Genomic DNA, 18,490 nt, shown 5'->3' on the forward strand with positions numbered 1-18,490 from the left:
AGAGGATGAGGGAAGAGATGACCTGGTTGATCACCGGCGGTGCCGGATACATCGGCTCGCACGTGGTGAAGGCGATGGTCGACGAAGGCGAGCGGGTCGTGGTGCTCGACGACCTGAGCACCGGAGACCCGCAGCGGCTGCCGGACGGCGTGCACCTGGAGAAGGGCTCCGTGCTCGACGCGGAACTGCTGGACCGGGTACTGCGCGAGCACTCCGTCGACGGCATCGTGCACATCGCCGGGAAGAAGCAGGTCGGCGAGTCGGTCGAACGCCCGCTGTACTACTACCGGGAGAACGTCCAGGGACTGCAGACGGTCCTGGAGGCCGCGGTACGCGCCGGCGTCCGCAGCTTCCTGTTCTCCTCGTCGGCGGCCGTCTACGGGATGCCCGACGTCGACCTCGTGACCGAGGAGACCCCCTGCGCCCCGATGAGCCCGTACGGCGAGACCAAGCTCGTCGGCGAGTGGATGGTGCGCGCGGCGGGTGCCGCGAACGGCATCGCCACCGCCTGCCTTCGCTACTTCAACGTGGCGGGTGCCGCCACGCCGGAACTCGGCGACGCCGGGATCTTCAACCTCGTGCCCATGGTCTTCGAGCGGCTTTCCGAGGACAAGCCCCCGCTGATCTTCGGTGACGACTACGAGACCGCCGACGGCACGTGCGTCCGTGACTTCATCCACGTCGAGGACATCGCCTCCGCCCACGTGGCGGCCGCCCGCCGGCTCGCCGAGGACAGCTCCGCCGCCCTGGTGCTGAACATCGGCCGCGGCGAGGGCGTCTCGGTCGCGGAGATGGTCGGCATCATCGCCTCCGTCACCGGGCGGACCGACGTGGCCCCGCAGACCATCGAGCGCCGGCCGGGCGACCCCGCGCGGGTCGTGGCCGCCGCGACGCGGATCGAGCGGGAACTGGGCTGGACGGCCCGCCACGAGGTGCGCGACATGGTGGCCTCCGCCTGGGCGGGTTGGTGCCTGCGCCACCCGGAGCCGGCCCAGGGCTGATCTCCCGGCGTGGACGCACGCGGCCCCCGGCGCAGCGACAGTGCTGCGCCGGGGGCCTCGTCCGTGCCCGCGGCAGGTCGGGTCCGGTCCGGTGGGTGAAAGGCAGGGGCGCCCGGTCGCGGCTCTGCCGTAGATTGCGAAGCCGGGAGAGGAAAGGACGCACGTGGCAGGCGCGAGGCAGGACGTGGTGGACGCCCGCAGGGTCGTGGTCAAGATCGGTTCGTCGTCGCTGACGACGGCGGCCGGCGGCCTGGACGCGGACCGCGTCGACGCACTGGTGGACGTGGTCGCCAAGGCACACGGCACAGAGCGGGAGATCGTGCTGGTCTCCTCCGGCGCGATCGCCGCCGGGCTGGCGCCCCTGGGCCTGGACCGGCGCCCGCGGGACCTCGCCCGGCAGCAGGCCGCCGCCAGCGTGGGCCAGGGCCTGCTGGTCGCCCGGTACACCGCCTCCTTCGCCCGCTACGGCGTCCGCGTCGGGCAGGTGCTGCTCACCTCCGACGACATGAGCCGCCGGGCCCACTACCGCAACGCGTACCGGACCCTGGACAAGCTGCTCGCCATGGGCGCCGTCCCGGTCGTCAACGAGAACGACACGGTGGCCACGGACGAGATCCGCTTCGGCGACAACGACCGCCTGGCAGCCCTGGTCGCCCACCTCGTACGGGCCGACCTGCTGGTACTGCTCTCCGACGTCGACGGGCTGTACGACGGCGACCCGAGCATCCCCGGCACCTCCCGCATCGCCGAGGTGCGCGGCCCGCAGGACCTGGACGGCGTGTCCATCGGCAGCGCGGGCAAGGCCGGCGTCGGCACCGGAGGCATGGTGACCAAGGTCGAGGCCGCGCGGATCGCCGCAGGGGCCGGGACGCCCGTGGTCCTGACGTCCGCCTCGCAGGCCGCGGACGCGCTCGCCGGGCGGCCGACCGGCACCCTCTTCCACCCCACCGGCAAGCGGTCCGCGGACCGCCTGCTGTGGCTGGCCCACGCCTCCACCCCGCTCGGTGCGCTCATCCTCGACGACGGCGCCGTCCAGGCCGTCGTCAAGCGCCGTACCTCGCTGCTGCCGGCCGGTATCGCGGGCATCGAGGGCGACTTCTCGGCCGGAGACCCGGTGGAGCTGCGCGACGCCTCGGGACACGCCGTGGCGCGCGGACTGGTGAACTTCGACGCCAGGGAACTGCCCCGGCTGCTCGGCCGCTCCACCCGGGAACTGGCCCGCGAACTCGGTCCCGCGTACGAGCGGGAGGTCGTGCACCGGGACGACCTCGTACTCCTGAACCCGTAGGCCGCCCCCTTCGTGGTTACTTCGTGAAAACGGTCCCGCGGCCGCCCGCCGACTGCTCAACTTTGATTGCGGGGAAGGAATGCGACGGGGACCGCTGAGAGCTACCGAGACCCACAGGGGCGACAGGTGACGACAGGGAGGCCGCCGGTGAGACGAGGGCGCCCAGGGGCATCGTCGTCCCGCGGGACGGCGGAGCACACGCTGGTGAGCGTGGCGGCCGACGAGAGCGCACCGCGGACCCGCGCCCCCTCGCAGCAGGCCCCGTCACCGTCGAAGCCACAGGAGCGCCCCGTGTCGCGGCTCTGGCACGTCACGCTCAGCGTCTGCGGCCCCGAGGCCCCGCTGGCGGAGGTGCGGCGCGCTCTGGAGCAGCTGGCGCACGACCACCCCTTCCTGCTCACCAGCCGGTACGCGGCCGACCACGCCGAGATCCGGTACTGGGAGGAGGCCCGCGACCTGCACGACGCCGCCGCCATCGCTCTGCGGCTGTGGGGCGAGCACCGTGCCTCCGCGAAGCTCCCGCCATGGGAGACGGTCGGCCTGGAGGTCATCGACCGCGACACCTACCACCAGCGCATCGCCGAGGGGTACGGGCCGCCGCCCGCCGCCCCCATCGGGGTGCACCCGTACTGAACCGTCCGGGTCTCGCCGGCTGGAAAGACACCCCCCAGGGGGGTGTCCACGCCGTACGCTGACGGCTATGAGCAGCCGCAGTCACAGCAACGACGACCTCGCCGCCTCCCTGCCCTCGCCGTGGCCGGCGTCGCCGGTCCTGCAGGCCGCCTACCGCGCCCGGTCCGCCGCCGCCGATATCGCGCCGCTGCCGCGCGCGGCCAAGGACGACGCGCTGCTGGCGATCGCCGACGCCCTCCTGGTGCGCACCAAGGAGATCATCGAGGCCAACACGCTCGACATCGAGCGCGCCCGTGCCGCCGGCACCGCCGAGGGCATCGTCGACCGGCTCACCCTCACCCCCGAGCGGGTCCGCGCCATCTCCTCCGACGTACGGGACGTGGCCGGGCTGCCCGACCCGGTGGGCGAGGTCGTCCGCGGTTCGACGCTGGCGAACGGGCTCGACCTGCGGCAGGTCCGGGTGCCGCTGGGGGTGGTCGGCATCATCTACGAGGCCCGTCCCAACGTCACCGTGGACGCCGCCGCCCTGTGCCTGAAATCGGGCAACGCGGTGCTGCTGCGCGGCTCCTCCTCGGCGTACCACTCCAACACCGCCCTGGTCACCGTGTTGCGCGACGCGATCGGCGGCGCCGGGCTGCCGGCCGACGCGATCCAGTTGGTGCCGGGCGAGAGCCGGGAGTCGGTGCGCGAGCTGATGCGCGCCCGCGGCATGGTCGACGTGCTCATCCCGCGCGGCGGCGCCTCGCTGATCCGCTCCGTGGTCGAGGAGTCCACCGTCCCGGTCATCGAGACCGGGACGGGCAACTGCCACGTGTACGTGGACGCGCAGGCCGACCTCGACATGGCGGTGCGCATTCTGGTGAACTCCAAGGCGCAGCGCCCCAGCGTCTGCAACGCCGCCGAGACCCTCCTGGTGCACCAGGACATCGCGGTCGAGTTCCTGCCGCGCGCCCTGGACGCGCTGGCCGCGGCCGGGGTCACCGTGCACGCCGACGAGCGCGTCCGCGACATCGCGGAGAAGTCCGGCACGAAGGCGACCGTCGTCCCGGCCACGGTGGAGGACTGGGAGACCGAGTACCTGAGCCTCGACATCGCCGCGGCCGTCGTGGACTCCCTGGACGCCGCGGTGGCGCACATCCGGCTGTGGTCCTCAGGACACACCGAGGCGATCGTCACCGCTTCGCAGCCCGCCGCCCGCAGATTCACCCAGTTGGTGGATTCCGCCGCGGTCGCCGTGAACGCCTCCACGCGCTTCACCGACGGGGGGCAGTTCGGCTTCGGCGCGGAGATCGGCATCTCCACGCAGAAGCTGCACGCCCGGGGCCCCATGGGCCTGCCGGAGCTGACCTCGACCAAATACGTCATCACCGGCGACGGCCAGACCCGCGGCTGAGGGCCCGGCCGGGAGGACAGGACCACTTCGGGGCGTACTTTCCCCGGCGGCCTGCCCAATCCGCGTCATCGGCCCTATTCTGGACGGGTGCCGGACGACCTGGGGGGCAAGCCGTTCCCGGACGGCGAGGACCACGGTGGCGCGGATGACGAATTCGCGTCCGTGGTGTTCGACGAGGCCTTCATACGTGCGGCAGCCTTCCACGAGCCCAGCGCCCACGAGCGCATGCTCGCCGCCGCCACCGCGCAGGCCGAGGCCGAGGCCTCCCGCGCCCGCCACGTCGGCGTCGAGGACGCCTCCGTCCCCTTCGACGGTGGCGCGGACCGCACCGCGGAGGACGACGAGTACGACGAGCTCTACGCCCAGCGCCGCCCCTACCGCGGACACGGCCGCTGGCACCGCATGGTGGCCTGGCTGCTGGCCGTCGTCATGGGCATCGGAGTGGTCGCACTGACCTTCGCCGCGGTCTACCGGGGAGCCGGGGGAGGCAGCCGCCAGCCGGCCGTCCCGCCCGCCCCGACGGGCCGTATCGGCGCGCCCTCGATGCCCCCCGTAGTGGTCAGCCCAACGCCCTGAGGGCCGAGAGAAGTTGTCTCGTACCAGGACGTTTTAAAGAGCCCGGACAGACCTACGCTTGTTGTATGACCGGGCCTGGTGACCCACCTGAGGGACTTCCCGAGGGCTCCCCGGGAAGCGGCGACGACGAGTACCGATCCGTCGTGTTCGACGAATCGTTCGTGCGGGCTGCCCGGATTCAGGAGTACTCGGCCCGCGAGCGCCTGGACGGCTCGACCCGTGCGGTCCGTACCCGGCGCTTCTGGGCCCGTGGCGGTGCCACGCGCCAGGCGCTCGTCCTGGTGGCCCTGATCGCCGTCGCCTTCGGCACCGCCGTCTATCTCGGCATCCGCAATCCCTACGAGCAGGCGCCCGAGCCCGTGGCCCAGCCGCTGCGGATCACCCTGGTCCCGCTCGCCCCGACCGGCGCGGTGCCCGCCGTGGACCGCGCGCGCCCCTTCGCGGGGAACGTTGCGGCCGGCTACCGGATTGGCCGCGACGGGCTCACCCTGCCGGGCGCCTTCAGCACCCCGCACTTCGGCGAGAGCCAGGTCACGCAGGCGCTGACCCTGGCCCAGGAGTACCTCCGCGCATCGGCCCTCGACCCCGCCACCCTGACCGGCGGTGATGTGAACACGGTCCGGCTCATGCTCGACCCCGGGCAGCGGGTGCAGTTCGACCGCAGCCTGACGGCCCCGGCCGACGACGGGCGGCACGCCGCCACGGGCTGGCTGGTGCGCCTGGACCCCGCCCGCATCGCCCTCGCGGACGGGCATGTGCGGGTCGAAGGGACGATGGCCGTCATGGAGGCCGCCGACGACGCCCTGGAGGTCCTCACGGACCACACCATGGTCTATGCCGTGCGAGCCGCCGGCCCCGGGAACGGCGAGCCCTCGCTGTTCACCGTGCGGCGCGCGCTGCGCATCCGTTTCGACCGCCAGGACCTGCGGGACGAGCACGTGGAACTGCTCCAGGCCGACATCGAGGCCGGGCCGCTGTCCTGCGGGTCGGAGCCGGCCGCGGACTTCGAGCCGTTGCTGGCAGGGGAGAAGGCCCAGGCGCAGTCCGGCGTCGACCCGTACGACCACCGCCACCAGATCACCTCGGTGTGCGGCGTGCTGGCCCCCGGGTCGCTCGCCGGACCCGGTGTCACTCCGCGGCAGGGGAGTCCGGCGGCGCGTCCTTCGGAGAGTTCTGGGACCCCTGGGAGCCTTGCGCCGCCGAGCCGGTGAACCGGTCCCGCAGTTTGCCGCCGAGGTCGCCGGCGCCGGAACCGATGTCGGTCAGCAGCTTCATCAGTGGGTCCTTGCTGGTCTTCACCGTGTCGGCGTAATGGTTCGCCGACTCCTTGAAGGAGTCGTACACCGAGGTGTCCTTGTCCTCGCTGCGCCGCGGGTAGTGGCCGTCCATGAGGCGCTGGTAGTCGCGGGACGCGGCCCACTTCTTCAGCTCCGCGGCACGCACCGTGGTGAAGGGGTGGCTGCGCGGCAGCACGTTCAGGATCTTCAGCACGGAGTCGCGCAGGTCGCCGGACTCCTCGTACTCCTCGGCCTGCTTCAAGAACGCGTCCACGTTCATCTCGTGCAGGTGGTTGCCGCCGGCGATCTTCATCAGACCGCGCATCGACGCCTGAAGGTCCTGGCCGACCAGCAGGCCGGCCCGGTCGGCGGACAGCTCCGACTTGCGGAACCACTCGCGCAGAGCCGTGATGATCGCCATGATCGCGATGTTGCCGAGCGGGATCCAGGCGATCCGCAGGGCCAGGCTCGTGAGGAAGAGCAGGATCGTGCGGTACACGGAGTGACCGGACAGCGCGTGGCCCGCCTCGTGGCCCACGACGGCCCGCATCTCCTCCTCGTCCAGCAGCTCCACCAGGCCGGTGGTGACGACGATGATCGGCGCGTCGAGTCCGATGCACATCGCGTTCGGCTGCGGGTCCTGCGTGACGTACATGGCCGGGACGTTCTCCAGGTCCAGGATGGAGCAGGCGTCCTTCAGCATGTCGTTCAGGTGGCTGAACTGCTCCTCGCCGACCCGCACCGAGTCCGACAGGAACAGCAGCCGCAGCGAGCGCTCCGGGAGCAGCCCGCTGAGCGCTTTGAAGACGGTGTCGAAGCCGCTGAGCTTGCGCAGCGCCACCAGGGCCGAGCGATCGGCCGGGTGCTCGTACGCCCGGGAGGAGATGCCCGGGAACCGGCGCCGGTTCCGTCCCGGCAGACGGTCGCCGTCGTCCCCTGTGCCGCCCCGCACGCCGTTCGGATCATTCGGACCGGACATGTCTCCGCGCTCCCCTGCTCGGCCGTCCATACACAGGGAGGACGCGCGGAGCCACCGCGAAGTTCCGTACCCACCGCCCGTACCATGTCCCCCAAGTCCTCAAGTCCGCCAAGAGCACGCACCGTCACCAAGGGAAACCGCGAATGACCTCTTACGCGACCGCCGCCGTCCTGACCACGCTCGCCGAGGGTGAGGGCGGTGGCAACCACGAGAGCCTGAGCCCGTACCTCACCGGTGGGGGCGCCCTGTTCGCGCTGCTGCTCCTGCTCTTCGTCACCACCCGTTTCAACCGCGACCGCTGAGGCCTCGGACACGGATGCGGGTAGGGTCTGTCCGCATGAAGAAGCGAATCGGTGTGATGGGTGGGACGTTTGATCCCATCCACCACGGTCACCTCGTTGCGGCCAGCGAGGTGGCACACCTTTTTCAGCTGGACGAGGTCGTCTTCGTGCCGACCGGCCAGCCCTGGCAGAAGAGCGACCAGAAGGTGTCGGCTGCCGAGGACCGCTACATCATGACGGTGATCGCCACCGCGTCGAATCCGCAGTTCTCGGTCAGCCGCAGCGACATCGAGCGCGCCGGCCGCACCTACACCATCGACACACTTCGCGACCTGCGGTCCGACCATCCCGAGGCGGAGCTGTTCTTCATCACGGGGGCCGACGCGCTGGCGCAGATCTTCTCCTGGCGCGAGGCCGAGGAGCTCTTCTCCCTGGCGCACTTCATCGGCGTCACCAGGCCCGGGCACGTCCTGTCCGACCCGGGCTTCCCGGCGGGCGGCGTCTCCCTGGTGGAGGTGCCCGCCCTCGCGATCTCCTCCACCGACTGCCGGCACCGGGTCGCCAAGGGGGAGCCCGTCTGGTACTTGGTGCCCGACGGTGTTGTGCGCTACATCGACAAACGCAGGCTCTACCGGTAATCGATCAGCGGCTCAGCGGCAACTGGAGGGGTCCCCAGTGAACGACTACCCCCGATGGCACTACGCCGAGGGAACACCCGAGCAGGAGGGACCGGACCCCTACCCCCAGGACCCTTACGCACAGCAGCAGGGTGACTACGGATACCAGCAGCAGGGCCAGGTGCAGGGCCAGGGCCAGGGCTACGACCCGTACGCTCAGGGGCCGGGCCAGCCGCAACAGCCGCAGCAGTACCAGGAGCAGGGCTACGCGCAGCAGGACTACGGCTACGACCAGCAGCAGGCGCCGTCCCAGGCGCAGCAGACCCAGCAGTACCAGGGCTGGATCCCGCAGCAGCCGCAGTACCAGGAGCCGTACTACGAGCCGCAGCAGCCGCAGCCTCAGTACCAGCAGCAGCACACGCAGCCGCAGCCCGTCTACCGCGACCCCGAGCCGCCGGCCCGCCCCGCGCAGGCCTCCGTCCAGGCGCCCGTACAGCCCGGTCCCTCCGGCCGCGGTCCTGCCGGTCCCCAGGCTCCTTCGGGCGGCGGGGACTACTCCACCGCGCAGTTCTCCTTCGTCGACGAGGAGACCGAGGAGTCCGAAGAGGTCATCGACTGGCTGAAGTTCACCGAGTCCCGCACCGAGCGGCGCGAGGAGGCCAAGCGCCGCGGCCGCAACCGCGTCGTCGCCCTCGTCGTGGTCGTGGCGCTGGCCGCGGTCGGCGGCGTCGGCTATCTGTGGAAGGCCGGCAAGATCCCCGGGCTCGGTGGCGACTCCGCCACCGCGCAGCAGGCCGCGGGCGGCCAGAAACGCGACGTGATCGTGCTGCACCTGCGTCCGGTGGACGGCAAGGAGACCTCCACCGCCCTGCTGGTCAGCAACTCGACCACGAAGAAGGGCACTACGGTTCTGCTGCCCAACTCCCTCGCCGTGAGCAGCGACGACGGAGGCAGCACCACCCTCGGCAAGTCGGTGGTCGACGGCGGCTCCGCCCCCACCCGCGAGGCCCTGGAGACCCTGCTCGGCACGAAGATCAGCGGCACCTGGCGGCTGGACACCCCCTATCTGGACAACCTTGTCGAGTCCCTCGGCGGGATCCTCGTCGACACCGACGTCACGGTGAAGGCCGACCAGAAGAAGGGTGGCAAGACCCTCGTCAAGCCCGGCAAGCAGCAGGAGCTGGGCGGTCAGGCGGCCGTCGCGTACGCCATCTACCGCGCGCCTGGCGAGGCGCAGGACAAGCAGCTGGCCCGGTTCGGCCAGGTGATCCAGGGCGTGCTCAAGAAGATGTACAGCGACCCGGACCTGGCCACCAAGACCGTCGAGGGGCTCAACCAGGTCATCGAGCCCCCGCTGACCGCCAAGGACCTCGGCACCAGCCTCGCGGCGCTGTCGGAGGAGGCCAAGACCGGCGCGTACCGGACCGACACCCTCCCGGTGCAGGCCGACGGGACCGTCAGCGAGAAGGACACCGACGGGGTCGTCAAGCAGGTCCTCGGCGGCACAGTGACCAACACCGCATCCGACGGCATCCCGCGGGTCGGCCTGAGGAACGGCTCGGGCGAGTCCTCCAACGCCGGCGAGGCCCAGGTGCAGATCGTCGGCGGCGGTTACACCTACGTCTCCGGCACCACCACCACCGCCCAGGCGGCCTCCCAGGTCGTGTACGGCGCCGCCGACCAGAAGGCGAACGCGCAGGAACTGGCGAAGACCCTGGGCCTGCCCGCCAAGGCTGTGGCCAAGGGCACCGTCCCACCGAACGCGGACATCGTGGTCGTACTCGGCCAGGACTACACCCCGCCGCCCAAGAAGTGAGCCGCCAGGTCCCCGGCCGGATAACCGGTCGGGGACTGTCCGCGGTCCGTGAGACCCTTGGGGGTACGACGTCCCCGACCGGAAAGCCGCACCTGTGACCGCCACGGACCGCTCCATCGAGCTCATCCAGACCGCCGCTCAGGCGGCCGCCGACAAGCTCGCGCACGACATCATCGCCTACGACGTCAGCGACGTCCTGGCCATCACCGACGCGTTCCTGCTTGCCTCCGCGCCGAACGCCCGCCAGGTGAAGGCCATCGTCGACGAGGTCGAGGAGCGGCTCGCCAAGGAGCTGGGCGCCAAGCCGGTGCGCCGCGAGGGTGAGCGCGAGGGCCGGTGGGTGCTGCTCGACTACGTGGACATCGTGGTGCACGTCCAGCACTCCGAGGAGCGAGTCTTCTACGCGCTGGAGCGGCTGTGGAAGGACTGCCCCGAGCTGGAGCTGCCCAAGGACGCCGTGGCGACCCGCGGCAAGGCCGAGGAGCACGCCCGCGCCATGTCGGTGGCCGACGAGGACGGAGAGCTGAGCTGAACGGACACCACCGCGGCCGCGGCCGGCGCATCGTCTTCTGGCGGCACGGCCAGACCGCCTGGAACCTGGAAGGCCGCTTTCAGGGCACCACGGACATCCCGCTGACCGCGACCGGCGTCGGCCAGGCCAAGCGGGCGGCACGCCTGCTGGCCGCGCTGGAGCCGGACCAGATCATCGCCTCGGACCTCCAGCGGGCCGCCGGCACGGCTGCCGAGCTGGCGGCCGTGACGGGCCTGGACGTCACGTACGACCAGGGCCTGCGGGAGACCTTCGCGGGCGTCTGGCAGGGCCTGACCCACGGGGAGATCACCGCACGCCACCCCGGGGAGTACGCGGCGTGGAAGCGCGGCGAACCCGTGCGGCGCGGTGGCGGCGAACTGGAGACCGAGGTCGCCGACCGGGCCGCTCCCGTGGTGCTCGCGGCCGCCGACAAGCTGCCCGACGGCGGCATCCTTGTCGTGGTCAGCCACGGCGGCGCGATCCGCACGACGATAGGCAGGCTGCTCGGCCTCGACCCGCGCAGTTGGGAGGCGCTCGGCGGCCTGTCCAACACGTGCTGGTCGGTGCTGGGCGAGGGCGCCCGCGGCTGGCGTCTGCTGGAGCACAACGCGGGCACGCTGCCCGAGCCGGTGCTCGGCGACGACGACTGATCCGCGGCGGCGGGGCCGCCGGGCCGATTTCGGAAATCCGGCCCTGACCGGCTAAGCTTCTTCTCGTTCGCCAGGCGGAAAGCCTGAGGACAGCGGGGCTATAGCTCAGTTGGTAGAGCGCTTGCATGGCATGCAAGAGGTCCGGGGTTCGAATCCCCGTAGCTCCACATTGATCAAGGAATCCCGCCGCCCCTCAGGGGAGGCGGGATTCTTCGCGTTCCAGGACGCGCACCGGGCTGACCCGCACCGCCGCGGCCGACGCCTTCGGCGGCGTCGGTCTCTACTGGCGCCGTCTCCCGGCGCGTACGCACCGCCTGCCGGCCCCGATCGGACTGCTGGTGGCAGCGGTCTCGTCCGGCGCCATGGTGCCACTGCTGCGTGGCGGGCACCAGCACCAGATGCCCTTCCTCGCCGTCCAGTTCGGCATCGGCCTGGGCCTCGGCAGGGTGGCGCCGCAGCACGCCGCGGACACCGGCGGGCTGTTCGCCACCGTCACACAGCTCGGGCAGCTGATCGGCGTCGCCACTTTGGGCACGCTCTTCCTCAGCCGCCTCGACTCCTCCGCCCACGCCATCACCCCTCACCTCCTGGGCACTCGCCCTGACGGCCGTTTTCGGTGCGCTCGCGGGGCTGTCGAGGGGGCGCGCCTGGTGTGCGTGAAAGCCGGTGCGGTGGGCGTGCGGGACCTGCCTAGGCCCGTTGCCGCCGCGACGCCACCGCCGCGACGCACAAGAAGGCGACGCCCACCGCCGGGTAGACCGCCGACAGCGCCATCTGTCCGGCGGACTGGTGGAGTTCGGGCCGGACGACGCCGTCACCGTGAGGGATGAGCCACAGCCCGTACGAGCAGAAGACGAGCCCCGCCGCGACGGCGCCGGCCCGCGAGACCCGGCTGAGCAGGACGACGAGCGGCACCGCCCACACCCAGTGGTGGGACCACGAGACGGGACTGACCAGGAGCGCGGTGACCGCGCAGGAGACGACCGCCCAGGCCCAGGTGCCGGCGGCCAGAGCGGCGACGCCGACCGCGAGACCGGCGCACGCCACCAGCCCGGCCGCCACGAGCCACCACGTCCCCGGGTCCGAAGTGTGCAGGGCCCGCGCGAGCACCCCCCGCAGGGACTGGTTGGCGGTGTCCTCGCCGTGCCCGGCCCGGTCCGCGGAGAAGATCACCCCGGTCCAGAAGCGCCGGGAGTCGTGCGGCAGGACCACCGCGGAGAGACCGGCCGTCGCGGCGACGACGCCCGCGGCGACGCAGGCGCGCCGCAGGTGGTCGTTCCACCGCTCCCGGCGCCGCCAGGCCAGTACGAGGCCGCCGACGGCGAGCAGGACCACGAAGAGCGCCGGTGTGAGCTTGATCCCGGCGGCAAGGCCGATCCCGACGCCGGCCGCCCGGGAACCGGCCCGCAGGGTCAGGTCCCACAGCACCAGCACGGCGAGCAGCAGGTTGATCTGCCCGTACCGCAGCGTCGTCCACACCGGTTCGGACCACACCGCGACCGCCGCGACGGCAAGGGCCGCCGCCGCCGGGGGCAGCCGGCGGGGCAGGCCGGCCAGCCGCAGCGACAGGGAGGCGAGCGCGACGAGCAGCCCGAGGTTGAGCAGGGTGACCGCGATGCGCGCCGCACCGGCCGGCAGGAGGGTGAGCGTCGTGAAGAGGAGGGCGGCGAAGGGCGGGTAGGTGTTGGGCAGTTGCGCGTGGGTGACGTGCATCGCGTACAGGTCGCCGCCTTGCCGCACCGTCCATCCCTCGGCCCGGTAGACCGTGAGGTCGATCATCGAGACGTGGGCGGCGCGTTGCGCCAGGCAGAACGCCGCGAAGGAGACGAGGCACATCACGGCCGCCGCGACGGTGGGGCGGCGGAGGAGGTGCGTCCGTTCCGCCGTTGCGACGAGGATGCGCTGCGTGGCGGTCACGGGGGCCGTCTCCAGTCCTGGGGGTCGGGGTCTGCCGACAGTACCGGAATGGATTTGGCGAACCGCCCCCGCGGCCGTGTAATGTATGCCGAGTCGCCGGGGGGACCCGGAGGAACGGCAACGCGGGGCTATAGCTCAGTTGGTAGAGCGCTTGCATGGCATGCAAGAGGTCCGGGGTTCGAATCCCCGTAGCTCCACTTCACATGAAGGGCCCGGTACCTCAGGTACCGGGCCCTTCGGCGTGAACAGACCGACCCGGCCCGGCGGCCGCCACCGCCGGGCCGGGCGGACGCTCAGCGGCGCCCGCCCTCTTCCATCCGCAGGGCCAGCGCGGGGCAGCGGGCCACCGCGCGCTGGGCGGCGGCGTCCAGGTGCGGCGGAACGGGGGTGCCGGCGATGTCGGGGTAGCCGTCGCGGTCCAGCCGGACGATCTCGGGCAGCACGCCGGCGCAGAGCCCGTGGCCCTTGCACAGCGTCCAGTCGACGACCAGCCGCTTGTTGCTGGCGGCCGTGGGCCCGCTGCCGCCGGAGGGGCCGCCGAGCAGCGGCGACGGCTCGGACTTCAGCAGGGGGAGCACGCCCACCGTGGGGCGGCCGCAGCCGCCGCCGAGCACATGTGCCGCGAGGTCGTCGGTGAAGGCGTTGATGGTGGACATCACGAAGCGCATGGAGCCGTCGGGGTGCTTACAGACCCCGCGCCCCTTGACCGCCACCGCGGTCTGCCGCAACTGCTCCAGCGCGGCCTGCCCGCCGCCGTTGAGCACGTCCTGCAGCAGCCCGGCCATCCGGGGCAGGCCGAGGCGGCACGGCCCGCACTGTCCCGCGGTCTCGGCGGCCAGCCACTGCGCGACCCGCAGCGACTCGCCGAGCGGGCACAGGCCCGGGTCCAGCGGCAGCAGCGCGCCGGCGCCGAGCGTGGCCTTGTGGGCCTCCAGGGACTCGCGTGCGATGGTCACCATCGACGCGACGCTGGGGTCGATCCAGTTGCCGTGGTAGCCGCCCACGAGCACGCCCTGGCCGGGATTCCCGCCGCACATCTGCAGGATGTACGACATGGGCACGCCGGTCGGGGTCTCCACGACCGTCTGCCGGGGCACCGAGCCCGACACGGTCAGCATGGCGGTGCCCGGCTCCCCGGGCGCTCCCGCGGAGCCGAAGCGGATGGCTCCCATGCGGGCGCCGACGGCGATTTGGGTGAAGGTCTCGGTGTTGGAGAAGAGCGTCGGCATCCCGCCGACGCCCGACTCGCTCGCGCTGACCTTCTTGCCGGGCGGCAGCGGCAGACCGCCGTTGGCCGCCGAGATGATGCCCGAGGACTCGCCGGACACGAAGCGTTCCGGCATGCGCACGATGCGGGCCCGCAGCTGGCGGCCGCGCTTGGTGCCGAGACCGCGCTCGGCCAGGGCGTCGCGCACGGACTGCTCGTTGGTGTCGCGGGTGACACTGATCACCAGTTCGCGCGCGCCCAGGATCTCGGCGCACAGCAGGGCGCCGTCCAGCATCAGATGGGGTGCCCGGCGCAGGATCACCGCGTCCTTGCGGCAGGCGGGCTCGCCCTCGCAGCCGTTGACGACGACCGCGGTGGGGCTGCCGCGCCGACGGGCGGCCTCTCCGACGGCCTTGAGCTTCTTGTAGAAGGGGAAGCCGGCGCCGCCGCGGCCGCGCAGGCCCATCAGCTCGGCGAGATCGAGGAGTTCGCCCTCGGTCATGGTCGGCATGGAGCCGTGCACGTTCAGATGCGTGACCCGGTCGAGCCGTTCCACCTCGTCGAACCCCGCGGTTATTCGGGGCAGCCCGACCGTACGGACGTCGGGCAGCACATCACCCGCCCCCGAGCGGAGGGCGGGTGAGCGGTCCGGCATGGCGGGCAGGTTCATCGCTGTCCTTCATAACGTCCGGGCGTCGACTGCTGCCAGGAGATCGGCTGGAGCCGGTCGGCTCCCAGCGGATCGGTGTCCTGGACGCCGCCGGGCGCTTCGGTCCCCCAAGGAGGGGTGCCGTCCCAGGCGCCGGGCTGGGGCTGTTGCGGATACGGCTGCTGGAACTGCTGGGGTTGCTGAGAATACGGCGCCTGCGGGTCCGCGGGAACCTGCGGCAGCTGCATGGTGGCGGCTGCGGGATCCATGCCGAGGATGCGGTCGGGTGCCCGGGGAGGGGTGGGCGTGTACTGGCCGGCGGTCGGGAAGCCGGGCAGCGGCGGCAGCGGGTCGGTGTAGGCGCTGGCCAGGGCCGGACCGCTCTCCTCGCGGACGGCACGCCGGCGGCTGCCCGAACCGCCGCCGCCCCGTGCGAGGTTGCGGAAGGAGGCGGAGCGTTCGCGGGTCTCGGGGAAGACGGATTCGCCGCGGAGCTTGCGCAGCCGGACCACCAGGCCGATGGCGACGCCCACCAGGCAGACCATGTAGGCGATGATCACCCAGGGCTTGGCGGCCCGGCCGGACTCCAGCCCGTGGATGAGGGCGGCGCACCACGAGGCGTACGCCATGCCGTGCAGGATGCGCCAGCGCACGGGGTGGCGCTTGGCGGCGAAGATGCTGCGCATCGCGCCCGTGGCGGCGGCGAGGATCATCAGGTAGGCGGCCAGCACGCCGAGCGATATCAGCCCGTCGCGGCCGGTGACGCCGAGGGGGAGGAAGGCGCCGGCGGTGGTGACGCGGACCTCGACGACCTTCGTCGTCACATGCAGGATCAGGAAGCCGATGGCGGCGACTCCCAGGCCGCGGTGGATGCCCTGGGTGACCAGTCGCTCGCGGGGGCCGAGGAAGACGGTGTCGGTGGACACCAGGCCCCAGATGACGGTGCAGCTGAGCGAGACGAGGGTGAGGACACCGGCGCCGAAGTCCAGGAACGCCCGCAGGGCCGGGCCCGCGGTGAAGGCCAGGACGAGCAGAGCAGCAGCGGTACCGGCGGTCGCCCAGACACGCGGCGACCGTGCGGTGCGGAGAGCCCCGGACAGTGTGGCGCTCGCCGGGAGCGGGGGGTTCCGGCGACTGTCGGAGGACTGACGGTTGGTGCGCATGCGCAGACGCTAGCCCGGACGGGTACCCAGTTCGATCGTCTTTCGACAACCGGAGTTGCGGATCATTACGAACTGCTAACGTCGGTTTGTTCGGCCCCTGTTCGGTAAGGATGTTGGGCCGTTCTCACCCGGTTCCGGGCGTCTCCCGGCCGGCGTGCGCCGGCCGCGTCCGGTCTCCGGTTCCATATGTCCGCATTCCGGATCTTGACACCTCCCCAATTGCTTTTTCGTGAAGCTTCCTTGGGTCCTTCTTGGTGAACGCATGTCCCTGACATGAGCGGTTCACCGCAAGAGTGGCCTGGCGGTTCACGTGCGTGGCCGGTCCTGGCACGCCGACGTACGTCAGAACTTCACACAGCAGGGGGTTGTATGAGCTCCACCCGCTCCAGAAAGCGGGCCGGCCTGGCCCTGGTGGCGGCGCTGCCGCTGGTCGCCGGTGCGCTGGCGATGGGCATACCCACAGCTTCGGCCGACGCTTCCCACGGGCGTCACACCCTCGCCGGCAGCAAGCCGGCCTGGGCGACGGCCAAGTCCGACAAGGGTGCCACCTCTGACGCGAACAAGGTCACCCTCCGGGTGTACCTGGCCGGCCGTGACGCCAAGGGCCTCGCCGCCTACGCCCAGGCCGTGTCCGACCCGGCGTCCGCCTCGTACGGCGCGTTCCTGTCGGCCGCGCAGGCCAAGTCCCGCTTCGGCGCGACCAAGCAGCAGGTATCCGAGACCACCGCGTGGCTGGAGTCCTCCGGCCTGAAGGTCACCGGTACGAGCGCGCACTACCTGACGGTCACCGGCGACGTCTCCGCCGCCGAGAAGGCCTTCGGCACCCAGCTGCACAACTACACCAAGGGTTCGAGGACCTACCGCGCCCCGGTCGGCACCGCCTCGGTCCCCGCGTCCCTGAACGGCGCGGTCCTCACGGTCACCGGCCTGGACAACTCCCCGCGGCGCGCCCGGCACCAGGACACGCTCCCGCCGCCCGGTGCCGTCTTCAAGAACGCCGGCCCCTTCTCCACGTACTTCGGGTCGAGCACCGACAAGCACCTGCCGGTCGCCTATGGCACGCACGCCCCGTACGCCATCAAGGGCTACACGGGCAAGCAGCTGCGCGCCGCCTACGGAGCGGGCTCGTACAACGGCAAGGGCGTCACGGTCGCCATCACCGACGCCTTCGCCTCGCCGACGATCGCCGCCGACGCCAAGAAGTACGCGGCGCGCAACGGCGACGCGTCCTACAAGCGCCGCCAGTTCTCCCAGGTCCTGCCGGCCGACTACCGCTTCACCGGCCCGGACGAGTGCGACGCGTCCGGCTGGTACGGCGAGGAGACCCTGGACGTCGAGGCGGTGCACGCGGTCGCCCCGGCGGCCGACATCACCTACGTCGGTGCCTCCTCCTGCACGGACGACGACCTGCTCGACGCGCTCGGCAAGGTCGTCGACCACCGGCTCGCCGACATCGTCTCCAACTCCTGGGGCGACCTGGAGAGCAACGAGACCCCGGACATCGCCGCCGCGTACGACCAGATCTTCCAGATCGGCGCGGTCGAGGGCATCGGCTTCTACTTCTCCTCCGGCGACGCGGGCGACAACGTCGCGAATCCCCTGGGGACCGGCGCGAAGCAGGTCGACACTCCGTCGAACTCCCCCTGGGTCACCTCCGTGGGCGGCACCGCGCTCGCCGTCGGCAAGGGCGACACGTACCAGTGGGAGACCGGCTGGGGCACGCTGAAGGCGACGCTGGCCGCCGACGGCTCCCGCTGGACCGCCTTCCCCGGCGCCTACACCTCCGGCGCGGGCGGCGGCACCAGCAAGCTCTACGCGCAGCCCTTCTACCAGCGCGGCGTCGTTCCCAACTCGCTCGCCCTGGCCAACGGCGGTGCGGTCAAGCAGCGCGTCGAGCCCGACATCTCGGCCGTGGCCGACCCCAACACCGGTTTCCTGGTCGGCCAGACCCAGGCGTTCCCGGACGGGTCCTTCCAGTACAGCGAGTACCGGATCGGCGGCACCTCGCTCGCCGCGCCGGTGATCGCGGGCGTCCAGGCGCTGGCGCAGCAGGCGCGGCACGGTGTGCCGATCGGCTTCGCCAACCCGCTGATCTACGACCGTTACGGCACCGGGGTGTACCACGACGTCACCGACCACCCGCTGGGCCGCGGCCAGGACCTCGCGGTGGTCCGCGTGGACTTCGCCAACGGCTTCGACGCGACGGACGGTCTGCTGACCTCGCTCCGCAGCCTCGGCAAGGACAGCTCGCTGTCCGCGGTCGCCGGCTACGACGACGTGACCGGTGTCGGCACACCGGCGCGCGGCTACCTCGACTCGTACAAGCCGGGCCACCACCGCTGAGCACGGCAGGAAACGGTACGGAAGGGCCCGCACCGGGGGGAACCTCGGTGCGGGCCCTTCCGCCTCTGCGGTAACCTGATCTCATGCATGCCGTACGCCTTCTGCTTAGCAAGCCGCGCTGACCAGGATCGATGTCAGTGTGGCGCCCCTCCTGTGCGAGGGGCTTTT

15 protein-coding genes, 2 tRNA genes and 1 pseudogene are annotated in these 18,490 nt (G+C 71.8%); 14 read left to right on the forward strand and 4 right to left on the reverse strand.

Annotated elements, in window-relative coordinates:
* Positions 1–17: 17 nt before the first annotated feature.
* From galE to RV983_RS24195, 6 genes are all read left to right on the forward strand, one after another.
* The gene (gene galE, locus RV983_RS24170; protein ID WP_475987822.1) at positions 18–1,001 is read left to right on the forward strand and encodes a UDP-glucose 4-epimerase GalE; all 984 of its coding nucleotides are present in this window, start codon (positions 18–20) and stop codon (positions 999–1,001) included.
* 163 nt (positions 1,002–1,164) lie between these two features.
* Positions 1,165–2,289 (forward strand): glutamate 5-kinase, encoded by a 1,125-nt coding sequence (gene proB, locus RV983_RS24175; RefSeq protein ID WP_475987823.1) that lies wholly within the window; start codon positions 1,165–1,167, stop codon positions 2,287–2,289.
* A 147-nt stretch (positions 2,290–2,436) separates the two neighbouring features.
* Positions 2,437–2,922, forward strand: coding sequence for a hypothetical protein (locus tag RV983_RS24180; RefSeq protein WP_475987824.1), 486 nt, complete (start codon positions 2,437–2,439; stop codon positions 2,920–2,922).
* 67 nt (positions 2,923–2,989) lie between these two features.
* Positions 2,990–4,315, forward strand: coding sequence for a glutamate-5-semialdehyde dehydrogenase (locus tag RV983_RS24185; RefSeq protein ID WP_475987825.1), 1,326 nt, complete (start codon positions 2,990–2,992; stop codon positions 4,313–4,315).
* Positions 4,316–4,402: 87 nt separating this feature from the next.
* Positions 4,403–4,891, forward strand: a complete 489-nt coding sequence (locus tag RV983_RS24190; protein WP_475987826.1) for an SCO2584 family spore wall biosynthesis protein — start codon at positions 4,403–4,405, stop codon at positions 4,889–4,891.
* Between the two features lie 65 nt (positions 4,892–4,956).
* Positions 4,957–6,102 (forward strand): SCO2583 family membrane protein, encoded by a 1,146-nt coding sequence (locus RV983_RS24195; RefSeq protein ID WP_475987827.1) that lies wholly within the window; start codon positions 4,957–4,959, stop codon positions 6,100–6,102.
* Here RV983_RS24195 and RV983_RS24200 read toward each other — a convergent pair.
* Positions 6,020–7,147: a M48 family metallopeptidase gene (locus RV983_RS24200; protein ID WP_475987828.1), complete on the reverse strand. Its 1,128-nt coding sequence runs from the start codon at positions 7,145–7,147 to the stop codon at positions 6,020–6,022. The genes RV983_RS24195 and RV983_RS24200 overlap by 83 nt on opposite strands.
* Before the next feature lie 143 nt (positions 7,148–7,290).
* Here RV983_RS24200 and RV983_RS24205 point away from each other — a divergent pair, with 143 nt between their 5' ends.
* The 6 genes from RV983_RS24205 to RV983_RS24230 all read left to right on the forward strand — a co-directional run bounded on the left by RV983_RS24205 (position 7,291) and on the right by RV983_RS24230 (position 11,210).
* Entirely contained in the window at positions 7,291–7,449 is a 159-nt protein-coding gene (locus tag RV983_RS24205; RefSeq protein ID WP_475987829.1) for a hypothetical protein, read from the forward strand.
* Positions 7,450–7,484: 35 nt separating this feature from the next.
* Entirely contained in the window at positions 7,485–8,066 is a 582-nt protein-coding gene (gene nadD, locus RV983_RS24210; RefSeq protein ID WP_389242697.1) for a nicotinate-nucleotide adenylyltransferase, read from the forward strand.
* A gap of 37 nt (positions 8,067–8,103) precedes the next feature.
* Positions 8,104–9,861 (forward strand): LCP family protein, encoded by a 1,758-nt coding sequence (locus RV983_RS24215; RefSeq protein WP_475987830.1) that lies wholly within the window; start codon positions 8,104–8,106, stop codon positions 9,859–9,861.
* Positions 9,862–9,955: 94 nt separating this feature from the next.
* On the forward strand, positions 9,956–10,393 hold the full coding sequence (rsfS, locus tag RV983_RS24220) for a ribosome silencing factor (protein WP_475987831.1): 438 nt from the start codon (positions 9,956–9,958) through the stop codon (positions 10,391–10,393).
* Positions 10,390–11,043: a histidine phosphatase family protein gene (locus RV983_RS24225; RefSeq protein ID WP_475990440.1), complete on the forward strand. Its 654-nt coding sequence runs from the start codon at positions 10,390–10,392 to the stop codon at positions 11,041–11,043. The genes rsfS and RV983_RS24225 overlap by 4 nt, the downstream gene beginning before the upstream one ends.
* A gap of 94 nt (positions 11,044–11,137) precedes the next feature.
* Positions 11,138–11,210: transfer RNA gene (locus RV983_RS24230), tRNA-Ala, on the forward strand.
* Positions 11,211–11,733: 523 nt separating this feature from the next.
* Here the strand turns inward: RV983_RS24230 and RV983_RS24235 are convergent.
* Positions 11,734–12,960: a glycosyltransferase 87 family protein gene (locus tag RV983_RS24235; RefSeq protein ID WP_475987832.1), complete on the reverse strand. Its 1,227-nt coding sequence runs from the start codon at positions 12,958–12,960 to the stop codon at positions 11,734–11,736.
* Positions 12,961–13,084: 124 nt separating this feature from the next.
* Between RV983_RS24235 and RV983_RS24240 the strand changes: the two genes are divergently transcribed.
* A tRNA-Ala gene (locus RV983_RS24240) sits at positions 13,085–13,157 on the forward strand.
* 23 nt (positions 13,158–13,180) lie between these two features.
* Here RV983_RS24240 and RV983_RS24245 read toward each other — a convergent pair.
* Positions 13,181–14,837, reverse strand: a pseudogene (locus RV983_RS24245) (NADH-ubiquinone oxidoreductase-F iron-sulfur binding region domain-containing protein).
* Positions 14,834–15,979, reverse strand: coding sequence for a cytochrome b/b6 domain-containing protein (locus RV983_RS24250; protein WP_475987833.1), 1,146 nt, complete (start codon positions 15,977–15,979; stop codon positions 14,834–14,836). The pseudogene RV983_RS24245 and the gene RV983_RS24250 overlap by 4 nt, the downstream one beginning before the upstream one ends.
* Positions 15,980–16,348: 369 nt before the next feature.
* Between RV983_RS24250 and RV983_RS24255 the strand changes: the two genes are divergently transcribed.
* Positions 16,349–18,322, forward strand: a complete 1,974-nt coding sequence (locus RV983_RS24255; RefSeq protein ID WP_475987834.1) for a S53 family peptidase — start codon at positions 16,349–16,351, stop codon at positions 18,320–18,322.
* Positions 18,323–18,490 lie beyond the last annotated feature (168 nt).

It is taken from the genome of Streptomyces sp. RLA123 (genome assembly GCF_056270165.1).